The sequence below is a fragment of the Actinocatenispora comari genome, from assembly GCF_017312725.1.
In the GTDB taxonomy this organism is placed as follows: Bacteria; Actinomycetota; Actinomycetes; order Mycobacteriales; family Micromonosporaceae; genus Actinocatenispora; species Actinocatenispora comari.
Genome location: NZ_BOPO01000007.1, coordinates 115,863 through 127,024 on the forward strand (window position 1 = coordinate 115,863; position 11,162 = coordinate 127,024).

The 11,162-nt window shown below is 73.8% G+C and carries 10 protein-coding genes and 1 pseudogene; 9 read left to right on the forward strand and 2 right to left on the reverse strand.

Annotated elements, in window-relative coordinates:
* Positions 1-169 precede the first annotated feature (169 nt).
* The 6 genes from NUM_RS04450 to NUM_RS04475 all read left to right on the forward strand — a co-directional run bounded on the left by NUM_RS04450 (position 170) and on the right by NUM_RS04475 (position 7,582).
* Entirely contained in the window at positions 170-541 is a 372-nt protein-coding gene (locus NUM_RS04450) for an NADH-quinone oxidoreductase subunit A (RefSeq protein ID WP_207123251.1), read from the forward strand.
* Between the two features lie 97 nt (positions 542-638).
* On the forward strand, positions 639-1,241 hold the full coding sequence (locus tag NUM_RS04455; protein WP_207123252.1) for an NADH-quinone oxidoreductase subunit B: 603 nt from the start codon (positions 639-641) through the stop codon (positions 1,239-1,241).
* Positions 1,242-1,279: 38 nt separating this feature from the next.
* Positions 1,280-1,996 (forward strand): NADH-quinone oxidoreductase subunit C, encoded by a 717-nt coding sequence (locus NUM_RS04460; protein ID WP_225918323.1) that lies wholly within the window; start codon positions 1,280-1,282, stop codon positions 1,994-1,996.
* A complete protein-coding gene (locus NUM_RS04465; RefSeq protein WP_207123253.1) occupies positions 1,997-2,956 on the forward strand; it encodes a complex I subunit 1/NuoH family protein in 960 nt (319 codons plus the stop codon).
* Positions 2,957-3,796: 840 nt separating this feature from the next.
* Positions 3,797-5,575 carry a hypothetical protein gene (locus NUM_RS04470; protein ID WP_207123254.1) on the forward strand — a complete coding sequence of 593 codons (1,779 nt, stop codon included), beginning with the start codon at positions 3,797-3,799 and terminating at the stop codon, positions 5,573-5,575.
* A 9-nt stretch (positions 5,576-5,584) separates the two neighbouring features.
* Complete coding sequence (locus tag NUM_RS04475) at positions 5,585-7,582, forward strand: hypothetical protein (protein WP_207123255.1); 1,998 nt, start codon at positions 5,585-5,587, stop codon at positions 7,580-7,582.
* 48 nt (positions 7,583-7,630) lie between these two features.
* Here NUM_RS04475 and NUM_RS04480 read toward each other — a convergent pair whose 3' ends face one another.
* Entirely contained in the window at positions 7,631-8,617 is a 987-nt protein-coding gene (locus NUM_RS04480) for an aldo/keto reductase (protein ID WP_207123256.1), read from the reverse strand.
* Positions 8,618-8,709: 92 nt separating this feature from the next.
* Here NUM_RS04480 and NUM_RS04485 point away from each other — a divergent pair.
* Positions 8,710-9,242, forward strand: a pseudogene (locus NUM_RS04485) (NuoI/complex I 23 kDa subunit family protein); the annotation flags it as partial.
* A gap of 26 nt (positions 9,243-9,268) precedes the next feature.
* On the opposite strand, the gene NUM_RS04490 reads toward NUM_RS04485, so the two are convergent.
* Positions 9,269-9,940 carry an alpha/beta fold hydrolase gene (locus tag NUM_RS04490; RefSeq protein ID WP_207123258.1) on the reverse strand — a complete coding sequence of 224 codons (672 nt, stop codon included), beginning with the start codon at positions 9,938-9,940 and terminating at the stop codon, positions 9,269-9,271.
* 122 nt (positions 9,941-10,062) lie between these two features.
* On the opposite strand from NUM_RS04490, the gene NUM_RS04495 reads away from it, so the two are divergent.
* Entirely contained in the window at positions 10,063-10,674 is a 612-nt protein-coding gene (locus NUM_RS04495) for an NADH-quinone oxidoreductase subunit J family protein (RefSeq protein ID WP_207123274.1), read from the forward strand.
* Positions 10,674-11,102, forward strand: a complete 429-nt coding sequence (gene nuoK, locus NUM_RS04500) for an NADH-quinone oxidoreductase subunit NuoK (protein WP_207123259.1) — start codon at positions 10,674-10,676, stop codon at positions 11,100-11,102. Before NUM_RS04495 ends, nuoK begins: the two co-directional genes overlap by 1 nt.
* Positions 11,103-11,162: the final 60 nt, after the last annotated feature.

Consider the following 11,162-nt stretch of genomic DNA (forward strand, 5'->3'; position numbering starts at 1 on the left):
AGGGGTGCTGGGGCGGGCCACGTGCTGGTGTCGGCCCACGCCACAGCGGCAGCGGGAGCCGCAAGGGCGGGGAACGGGGCCGTCAACACCGGTCCATCGTGCCACCCGCAGGCCAGTCGGCCCGGCGCGGAGTCGCCCGAACCGGTGATCTGGCCGTACCCTCTGTGGCGTGTCTGGCTATCTCGGCTCGTACCTGACGCTCGGGATCGTGCTGCTGCTCGCGGCGGTGCTGTTCGGCGCGGCGTTCCTGGTGAACCGGACGCTGCGGCCACACCGGCCGAACCCGGGCAAGCTCACCACGTACGAGTCGGGGGTCGATCCGGTCGGCGGCGACTGGGCGCAGGCCGAGATCCGGTACTACGTCTACGCCTACCTCTACGTGCTGTTCGCGGTGGAGAGCGTCTTCCTGTTCCCCTGGGCGGTGGTGTTCGCCCGGCCGGGGTTCGGCCGCAGCACGCTGATCGAGATGGTGGTGTTCGTCGCGGTCCTGCTGCTCGGCCTGCTGTACGCGGCGCGCAAGGGCGTACTGCGATGGACCTGACCCCCCGACGCGCTCCGGCCCGGCGCGGCTCGGGACTCCGCGGCCCGGCTGGGCGGGGGCGGACGTGCCTGCGAGACTGGGGCCGAGGGGGTGCGCGATGACCGGACCTGTCGCGTTGCCGGAGCCGCGACCGCGGGAGCGCGGTGGGCTGCCGGCGGTGCTCGGCGCGCCGATCCGGTTCGTGCTCAACTGGGGCCGGCGCTACTCGCTCTGGGTCTTCAACTTCGGCCTGGCCTGCTGCGCGATCGAGTTCATCGCCGCCTCGATGGGCCGGCACGACTTCATCCGGCTGGGCGTCATCCCGTTCGCGCACGGGCCGCGGCAGGCCGACCTGATGGTCGTCTCCGGCACCGTCACCGACAAGATGGCGCCGGCGATCAAGCGGCTGTACGACCAGATGGCCGAGCCGAAGTACGTCATCTCGTTCGGCGCGTGCAGCAACTCCGGCGGGCCGTACTGGGACTCCTACTCGGTCACCAAGGGCGTCGACCAGATCATCCCCGTCGACGTGTACGTGCCGGGCTGCCCGCCGCGGCCGGAGGCGCTGCTGCACGGCATCCTGCGGCTGCAGGACAAGATCGCCCGCGAGCAGGCCGGCCTCGGCGGGGTACGCCGGGACGACCCGCTGGGCGCCGGTGCCCGCCGCGCCGGCGGTACCGACGCCGCGACGCTCACCGCCGCCCCGGTCCGGCCGCACTGACCCCTCGGGCACCGGCCCGCTCGCACTACGATCCGGGCATGGGTGGTGAAGGGGCGGAGACCGGCGCGATGCTGGCCGAACGGTTCGGCGCCGACGCGATCGGTACCGACTCCGGCGGCGGCACGTGGGCCCGGCCCACCGTGGACGTGCCGGTCGGCCGCTGGGTGGCCGCGCTGTCCACCGCCCGCGACGAGCTCGGCTACGACTTCTTCGACTGGCTGTCCGCGGTCGACGAGGGCGCCGACGGGTTCCGGATCGTCGCGCACCTCTGGTCGGTCGCCGACCGGCGCGGCCTGCTGCTGCGCACCCTGGTACCGGCCGGTGAACCGGTCCTGGACAGCGTCGTCGCGGTGTACCCGGGGGCCGGCTGGCACGAGCGGGAGACGCACGAGATGTTCGGCGTCGGGTTCGCGGGCAACCCCGACCTGGCGCCGCTGCTGCTGCCGGACGGGTTCGAGGGGCATCCGCTGCGCAAGGACTTCGTGCTGGCCGCGCGGGTGGTGAAGGCCTGGCCGGGCGCGAAGGAGCCGGGCGGCGAACACGGCAAGCGCGCGCCGATGCGGCCCCCGGGGGTACCCGCCCCGGGCGAGTGGCCGGCACCCCCGCCCGCCGCCGAACCCGACCCGACCGTCGGCCCGGACGCGCCCGGCACGGTGCTCCCGCCGGAGCCGCGTGCGGCGCTCCCGCCGGAACCGCCGGCGCTCCCGCCGGAACCGCCGGATGCGGCGACGCCGCCGAGCGGGGAGGGCGAGTAGATGCCGCTGTGGGCCGAGCTGGTGCTGCGCCTGGCCGGCGTGGTCGTGGCGTTCCTGGTGCTGCCGCTGGTCGTCGGGCAGATCGAGCACAAGGTGATGGCGCACATGCAGGGCCGGCTCGGCCCCATGTACGCCGGCGGTTTCCACGGCTGGGCGCAGCTCGTCGCCGACGGCGTCAAGTTCGTGCAGAAGGAAGAGGTGGTACCGGCCGCGGCCGACCGGCCGGTGTTCCGGGCCGCGCCGATCGTCGCGCTGCTGCCGTACCTGGTGGTCGTGCTGGTGCTGCCGCTCGGACCGGGGCTGGTCGGCCAGGCGCTCGACATCGGGCTGTTCCTGGTGCTCGCGGTGGTCGGGGTCGGCGTGGTCGCGGTGCTGATGGCGGCCTGGTCCAGCGCGAACAAGTACAGCCTGCTCGGCGGGCTGCGGGCGGCGGCGCAACTGCTCGCGTACGAGCTGCCGTTCGTGCTGGCCGCGGCGAGCGTCGCGATGGCGGCGGGCACCCTGTCGTTGAGCGGGATCGTCGAGGCGTGGCAGCCGTGGTGGCTGGCCTGGCAGCTGCCGGCGATGCTGGTGTTCCTCACCGCCGGGATCGCGGAGCTGCGCCGGCCGCCGTTCGACATGCCGATCGCCGACTCCGAGCTGGTCTTCGGGTACATGACCGAGTACACCGGGCTGCGGTTCGCGCTGTTCCTGCTCGCCGAGTACGTCGGGATCGTGGTGGTCGCGGCGCTGACCACGGTGCTGTTCCTGGGCGGCTGGCGCGGCCCGTTCGACGAGCAGCTGGGCTGGCTGTGGACGCTGGTCAAGGTGCTGATCGTGGCGTTCGTGATCATCTGGGTCCGGGTCACGTTCCCGCGGCTGCGGGCCGACCAGCTGCAGCGGTTCTGCTGGCTGGTGTTGGTGCCGGTCTCGCTGGCCCAGCTCGTCCTCACGGTCGCCGTCCGCCTCGCCCTGAACTGAGCGCCCACCGGCCTCCACCGCACCCTGTACCGTCCGGCAGCCGACGCGCCGCCGCCCGACCGTGTGGTTCCGGTGCGGCAAAAGGGCCGCGACCGGGTCGGTCGCGGCCCTTCCTGCACCCCCCGCAGGACTCGGCCCGGTTGCGCGGACCGGAGTGCAGAGACCGTAGCACCCACCAGGGACGTAGCGAAACTTGACGTCAGCAAATTGCACATAGCTGCACGGCCGCGCGTAAGCGGGAAGGGCAGCGGGGTTATGTCCCGATCGCGGGGTGATCGCACCTCTCTGTCATCGGCCGTACGGCCGGTACCTGGCTGGTTTCGACCTGGCTAATCTGCGCAATCGCGCCGTTCACGAACTATCCAGGAGATCCCCACCTTGACCGATCCCGAGCGCCCGCAGCCCCCTGCGGACGCGGCAGAGCCGTCTGCCCAGAACCCCACCGCCACCCCGCCCGTACCGGCCGCATCCCCCACGCCGCCGGCGGCCGACGCACCGCCGCCGGAAGCCGTGCCGGCACCGTCCGCCCCGAGTACGTCGCCCGCCGGGGACGTGCTGGCGGCGCCACCAGGGTCGCCCGCGCCGCTCGGTCCGCCGCAGCAGCTCGGTGAACCGGTACCGTCCTTTCCCGGCGCGCCGCCGATGCCGGTCGGATCGCCCGGACCATACGGCCCGGGCGTACCGGAGACCGCCCCGGGAGCCGCGTCCGGGATGCCGCCGGTGCCGGGAGCGACGTCCGGCATGCCGGCCGGGGCGGGGACGCCGGCCGGGGCGGGGAGGCCTTTCGGGCAGCCGGGTACGCCCGGAACGCCGGGGCCGGGCGGCGCGGCGCCGGGCATCATGATCGGGCTGCCCGGGGATCCGCAGACCACGAACTGGCCGTACGGGTCGATGCCGGTGCCGCCGGCACCGAAGCGCCGCCGGCGCTGGCCGTGGGTGGCCGGTGCGGTCGCGCTGGTCCTGGTACTCGGCGCGGTCGCCGTCCCGCTGTACCAGCGGCTCACCCGCCCCACCCCCACCGAGCAGGTGCAGTCCGCGCTCGCCGCGCTCGAACACGCGCCCGCGATCCGGCTCACCGGAGAGTCGATCACGGCGGAGGGCACGCCGCAGCGGATCAGCCTGTCGCTGGCCGGGAAGCGCGCGTACGGGCAGGCCCGCGGCTCCGCCGGCAGCGCCGACGTGCTGGTCCAGCACGGCGTCACCTACCTGCGCGGCGACCGCGCCTGGTGGCGGACCGCCGACGAGACGACGGCGCTCTACCTGTCCGGGCACTGGACGGCGCAGACGTCGGGGCTGTCCGTCGACCCGACCGAGCTCACCCAGACCGGGCTGGCGAAGTACCTCGGCAAGGGGTTGCGCGCGAACGCCGACCCGGACGCGCACGCGAAGCCGGCCGGCGCCGGGTACCCGAGCGTGCTCGGCTCCACCGCGGTCACGCCGTACCGGCTGCCGAACGGCTCGGTGGTCTTCGTGACCGCCGCCTCCCCGTACACGCTGGTCGGGATCGACCGCGCCCCCGGCGCGGCGGACGGTGGTTACCTCGACCTGACCGTCGCCACGGTCGGCAAGGACAGCTTCACCTCCCGGTTCGCGAAGCTCGCCGGCGGTGTGCACGGCGATCCGACGACGCCCGCGCACTACGTCTACCACGACAGGCCGAAGCAGGGCACCTGCGATCCGTACTCCTGCACCGAGTCGGTACGGCTGGTGGCGGACGGCGGCGACACCGGCCGCGCGGGGCACGTCGTGGGGTTCTACAGCTCCGACGCGGCCGGCAAGCACATCGTCGGCACCTGCTCGGCGAAGCTGCCGAAGATCCGGCCGAACCACTCCGCCAGGGTCTCCTGCACCACGCGGTCGCAGTCCTGGCAACGCTGGGTGGCGACCGGAGCAAGCACGCACTACTGGGTCTGGATCCAGCCGCTCGACCCGGGGTACGTCGGCGACCATCCGAACCAGGTCATCAACGTCTTCACCGCGGGCGTCGACGCCAGTGACATGGGGCCCGACGACATCGTCCTGCAGTCGGAGGACGCGCTCGCCGTGACCGACCACCTGATCGCCGCGGACGCCTGGAAGGGCCGGGCCGCGGTCGATGCGGTACATGCGATCTGCGATGCCGGCGCGCTGGGTGTGCTGCAGCCGCTGATCATGGCGGGGCACGTGCAACTCGACCAGGACGGCTTCGGCGACTGGTTCAACGACGAACACGTGTCTGCGGCGGTCGCGGCGAAGGAGCATGCGGCGGCCGGCTCGACCAAGCTGGCGCTCGGGTCGTGGCAGGACCCGAACGACCGGACCGTCAAGGCCGACCTGATCGACATCTCCGCGAAGACCACCGTCACCACCGGCCGGGTCACCACGACCCGGCGGACCCGCGGCGACATCGAGCAGGCCGCCGACCGGGCCCGCGCGGGTGCGGTGCCCGACGGGTTCGGGCGGCAGCTGCGGATCGCGGCCGGACCGGGCAGCGCGCTGTACTGGTCGTCGGCCGCCGACGTCGCTGCCGGCCTGCGCGCGGCCGGGGTGACCTCGGCGATGCTGCACGGCATCCGGCGCATCCGGGTCGTCACCGGCTTCGGTACGGCCACCCTCACCCCGAACCAGCTGCGCAAGTAGGCATCGCCCGTGCCTGAAGGAGAGCAGGACACTCCGAAGCCGGACGTTCCGGCGCCCGCGGCGGCGCCGGACCCGGACGTCTCGGTGCCCGCGGCGGCGCCGGGCCCGGACGTTCCGGTGCCCGCGATGGTGCCGGAGCCGCCGGATGCGCCCGCCGCGGCGTCGCCACCGCCGCAGGCCCCTTCCGGGGCGTCCCCACCGCCGCAGGCGCCTGCCATGATGGCGGTACCGTCGGCGGCGCCTGCCGTGGTGGCGCCACCACCGGTGCTTCCGGTCGTGGTGAAGCGGCGGCGGAGGTGGCCGCTGTTCGCCGTGATCGCGGGCGTCGTCGCGCTCGCGGTGATCGGTACCGCGGTCGGGATTCCGCTGTACCGCAAGCTGACCGCGCCGCCGCCGACCGAGCGGGTGCTCGCCGCGGCCGCGGCGCTCGCCACCGCGCCGGCGCTGCACCTCACCGGCAGCGTGTGGCGGGCCGAGAACGGCTCGTTCGAGACGTTCGACGCCCGGGTCGGTGCCGACACCACCACGGCGGGCACCATCTCGATCGGCGGCGGCAGGGCGGACTTCCTCGTCGGCCCGCGGCTGGTCCGGCTGCGGGGCGATCGACGCTCCCTGCTGGCCATCGAGCCGGACGTGGCCGAGTACGGGGTCGGCACGTGGCTGGAGCTGGAGCCCGCGACGCTGAACGTGGCGTTCTCGGAGCTGACGCCGCGCAACGTGGCCAACCGGATGCGGGACGGGCTGCGGGCGAACGGCTCCGGCAAGTACGCCGCGGTACCGGCCGACGGGTTCCCGACCCGGTTGGGCCGTACCGCGGTCACCCCGTACCGGCTGCCCACCGGTCGCGTCGCCTTCGTCACCGCCGACGCCCCGTACCGGCTGGTCGGGTTCACCGGGAAGTTCGGCATCAGCGTCGAGGGCGAGCTGACCGCCGAGATCTCCGTACTGACCAGCAAGCGGTTCGCGACCGACTACGCCACGCAGGAGCGTGCGGCCGGCGAGGCGCCGACGCAGCCGGCCCACTACCTGCCCGATCCGAGCAGCGAGAAGCGGGGCTCGTGCGACAAGCGGTTCTGCGCGGAGTCGGCGATCGTCTCCGCCGACGGTGGGGACACCGCCCGGCCCGGCCACGTCGTCGGCCTGTTCAGCAGCGACGCGGCCGGCAAACACGTCGTCGGTACCTGCCAGGCGAAGCTGCCGACGTTGGCACCCAACGGATCCGGGCGGGCCTGGTGCACGACGACGTCGGCGAGCTGGCGGAAGTGGGCTGCGGACGGCAAGACCTTCTGGTTCCGACTGATCCCGCTGTCGCCGGGCTGGCAGGGCGACGACGTGCACACCGTGCTGCACCTGCTTGGCACCGGGGCGCTGAACGACGACGTGGTGACCGGGTACCAGCTGAGCTCGACGGGCCCGGGTGAGTTCTTCGGTGTGATGGACTCGCTGGTCGGGCAGGGTTGGTCGGCTGCCGCTGCCTGGCAGGCGACCACGAATCTCGCCGACTCCGGGGCGCTCGGGATCGCGGCGCCGATGCTGCGCGCGGGGACGTTGTCGGTCGATCCGAAGGCCGGCCCGGGCGCTCTGGAGGCCGGGAGCCTGCCGTTCTACCGGGAGGCGCGGCGGCGGTACGAGGCGCACGGCGGCAAGCTCGCCGTGGGCGGCTACACCGACCCGTCCGGCACGCACCACACCGGCCACCTGTACGACGTGACGCGGCGGCGGGTGGTCACCACGGTGCCGCTGACCGCCGACTCGATGCGCGGGCTGCGGAGCCAGTGGCCGGACGCGGTGGAACGGTGCCGCAACGCCAACGCACCCGAGGGGTTCGGCCGGGATCTCGTCCTGGTGGCCACGCCGCGCAGTCCGCTCTACTGGCTGGGCGCCGACGACGTGGCGCGCACGTTGCGTGCGGCGGGCGTCGCCGGCAAGGACCTCGCCGGCATCGCGGCCCTCACCGTGGTGACCCGGACCGGCGCGGTCGCGGTGCGCGCGTCCGACCTGGGCTGACCAGCTTCGGTGGGGAAGCGCCACGGTGCTTCCCCACCGAAGGCGGGGTCAGGAGTGGCCGGAGATGGGCTTGGGCCGGTACGGCTCGGCCAGCGCGGCGAGCTCGTCGGCCGACAGCGCCAGCTCGGTGGCGGCGATCGCGTCGTCGAGGTGGTGCGGCTTGGTGGCGCCGACGATCGGCGCGGTGACGGCCGGCTGGTGCAGCAGCCAGGCGAGCGCCACCTGCGCCGCCGGTACCCCGTGCGCGTCGGCGACGTCCGCGACCCGGTCGGCGACGGCGAAGTCGGTCTCGTCGTAGGAGTAGAACCGCAGGTTGCCCGGGTCGGTACGGGCCCGGACGGTGTGCTGGCCGTCCCGGCCGCGGTTGCCGGCGAGGAATCCGCGAGCCAGCGGAGACCACGGGATCACCCCGACGCCCTGGTCGGCGCAGAACGGGATCATCTCCCGCTCCTCCTCGCGGTACACCAGGTTGTAGTGGTTCTGCATGGACACGAACCGGGTCCAGCCGTGCGCGTCCGCGGTGTACTGCGCCTTCGCGAACTGCCAGGCCCACATCGACGACGCCCCGATGTAGCGGGCCTTGCCGGCGCGCACCACGTCGTGCAGCGCCGCCATCGTCTCCTCGATCGGCGTCTCCGGGTCGAACCGGTGGATCTGGTACAGGTCGATGTAGTCGGTGCCCAGCCGGCGCAGCGAGGCGTCGATCGAGTCCATGACGTGCTTGCGGGACAGCCCCCGGTCGTACGGCCCGTCGCCCATCGGGTTGCACACCTTGGTGGCGAGCACGTAGTCCTCGCGGTGCTGGAAGAAGCGGCGCAGCAGCCGGCCGGTGATCTCCTCGCTGACCCCGACCGAGTAGACGTCGGCGGTGTCGTAGAAGGTGATGCCGGCCTCGGCGGCGCGGCGCACGAACGGCGCGGCGTCGGCCTCCGGCAGTACCCACTCGCGCCAGTTGACCGGATCGCCGTAGCTCATCATGCCCAGGCACAGCCGGGACACCTTCAGCCCGCTGCCACCCAGTCGTACGTACTCCACGGTGCGTCCTTCCCCCACGTGCACTGACCGGGCCCAGCCTAGGGGGTGTCCGGGAGTCGGCCGGCGGCCCGGTGCGGTGGCAGGATGGGGGGATGGCGGGATCGGTACCGGGCAAGGGGCTCGCGAAGGGGCTGGCCACCACGCTCAAGACGATGGTGCGCCCGGCCGGCACGGAGCAGTACCCGGACGTGCAGCCGGAGCTGCCGCCCCGCTCGCGCGGCGTGATCGCGCTGCTCGCGGAGAACTGCACCTCGTGCATGCTGTGCGCGCGGGAGTGCCCCGACTGGTGCATCTACATCGACTCGCACAAGGAGACGGTGCAGGTGGAGGGGGCGGCGCGGGCCCGGCAGAAGAACGTGCTGGACCGGTTCGCGATCGACTTCTCGCTCTGCATGTACTGCGGGATCTGCGTCGAGGTGTGCCCGTTCGACGCGCTCTACTGGTCGCCCGAGTTCGAGTACGCCGAGTACGACATCCGCGACATGGTGCACGAGTCGGACCGGCTCGGCGAGTGGATGCCGACGGTCCCGGCGCCGCCCGCGCACGATCCGAACGGCGAGCCGGCCAAGGAGGTGACCGCCGCCGAGCGCGGCGGCCGCGGCCGCGTCTCCCGCCCGCCCCGCTGACCCGTCGCGGCGCGCCGGGCCGTGCTCACTTCAGCAGCAGGGCGGTGAGCTCGTCCGGGGCGGTGAGCATCGCGTCGTGACCGGTGCCGATCTCGTCGACCGGCCAGCCGAACTCGCGCGCCCAGGTGCCGAACGGCATCCCGTTGTCGGGTACGCAGACGATCGCCCGGCACGGCAGCGCCTCGACCCGGCCGGTCAGCACGGTCGGCTCGGCGAACGTCCGGCGCGGCTGCGGCACCAGCCGCGGCGTCAGCCAGGCGATCTGCTCCGGGTCGTCCACCCCGACCATCCGCGGCGGCGGCACCGCGATCAGGCCGTCCGCGGTGTTGCGGTCCGCCCAGCGCCGGAACGGCTCGGGTGCCAGGTCGTCCATGCTGGCACCGTCCGGGCCGGCCCACGCGTCGACCAGGATCAGGTGCCCGACCCGCTCCGGCACCCGGTCCGCCGCCTGCCGCACGACCAGGCCCGCGTAGCTGTGCCCGACCAGTACCACCTCGGTCAGGTCCTCGGTGTTCAGCAGCGTGACCACGTCGTCGGCGTGCGTACCGAGCCCGACGTCGGGTCGCGGCTCGCCGCCGTCCAGGCCGGTCAGGGTCGGGGTGAGGACCCGGTGGCCGGCGGCGCGCAGCCGGTCGGCGACGTACGTCCAGCACCAGCCGCCGTGCCAGGCTCCCGCCACGAGTACGAACGTGGACATCGACCCACCTCTCGGTTCGACAGTCATCGAATCATACTCGCGGGACGTGAACATGGGTCGCCTGGTTGTCGCGCCACGCGGGGCGACACGGCAGGATGGATCACCATGGGCGGGTGGGAACCGTGACGGTCGCGGACGTACTGCTGGTGGCGCTCGGCGTGGTGACGCTGGGCGCCGCCATGCTGGTGGTCACCAGCCGGCACCTGGTGCGCGCCGGGTTGTGGCTGGTCGTCGCGCTCGGCGGGGTCGCCGGCTGCTACCTGGTGCTCACCGCCGAACTGGTCGCCTGGGTCCAGGTGCTGCTCTACGTCGGCGCCGTGGTGGTGCTGCTGCTGTTCGCGGTGATGCTGACCCGGGCACCGATCGGGCCCAGCCCGCAGCTCGACCGGCCCCGGGTGCCCGCCGCGCTGGTCGGCGGCGGCGCCGGTGTCGGGCTCGCCGCGCTGCTGGTCGACGCGTACCGGTGGAGTCACGTCGAGCAGCCGCCGCCCGGCACGGCGGAGCGGATCGGTGCCGCGGTGTTCCGGCAGTGGGTGCTGCCGTTCGAGGTGGTGTCGGTGCTGCTGCTGGCCGCGCTGGTCGGCGCGATCGTGCTGTCCACGCGCGCCGGCGACCGGTCGGCGGGGGCGCAGCCGCAGGGCGACCGGCCGGTGCGGACCCGCCCGCCGCTGGACCGGGCCCCGGACGACGGCGACCGGGTGTCCGACGAGCCGCGCGCCGGGCGGGGCCGCTGATGCATCCGGTGATCCCGTACCTGATCGCGGCGCTGCTGTTCGGCGTCGGCTGCTACGGCGTGCTGGTGCGGCGCAACGCGGTGCTGCTGCTGATGTCGCTGGAGCTGATGCTCAACGCGGTCAACCTGATCCTGGTGACCGCCGACACCAGCATCGTCGGCGTCCCCCGGTCCGGCCAGGTGTTCGCGCTGTTCGTGATCGTGCTGGCCACCGCCGAGGTGGGCGTCGGCCTCGCCGTGGTGCTGCGGTTCTTCCGGCTGCGCGGCAGCGTCGACACCGACCTGCTCGACACCCGCCGCGCCGGCGACGGCGCCGGCGGCGCGGTGCGCGCCGAGGACACCGCCGGCGGCACCGCCGCCGGCCCGGAGACCGCGGCCGTGACCGCGGTGCAGGCGGACACCGACGGCGGTACCGGGGAGGTGCGGTGATGCTGTCCACGGCGCTGGCGATCCTGCTGCCCGCGGTGCCGGGTGCGGCCGGCCTGGCCG

Coding starts and splice junctions, on each gene's coding strand:
- NUM_RS04460 (WP_225918323.1), top strand. CDS start 1,280: ATGGGTGGTGAAGGGGCGGAGACCGGCGCGATGCTGGCCGAACGGTTC.
- NUM_RS04470 (WP_207123254.1), top strand. CDS start 3,797: ATGATCGGGCTGCCCGGGGATCCGCAGACCACGAACTGGCCGTACGGG.
- nuoK (WP_207123259.1), top strand. CDS start 10,674: ATGCATCCGGTGATCCCGTACCTGATCGCGGCGCTGCTGTTCGGCGTC.
- NUM_RS04455 (WP_207123252.1), top strand. CDS start 639: ATGACCGGACCTGTCGCGTTGCCGGAGCCGCGACCGCGGGAGCGCGGT.
- NUM_RS04465 (WP_207123253.1), top strand. CDS start 1,997: ATGCCGCTGTGGGCCGAGCTGGTGCTGCGCCTGGCCGGCGTGGTCGTG.
- NUM_RS04490 (WP_207123258.1), bottom strand. CDS start 9,940: ATGTCCACGTTCGTACTCGTGGCGGGAGCCTGGCACGGCGGCTGGTGC.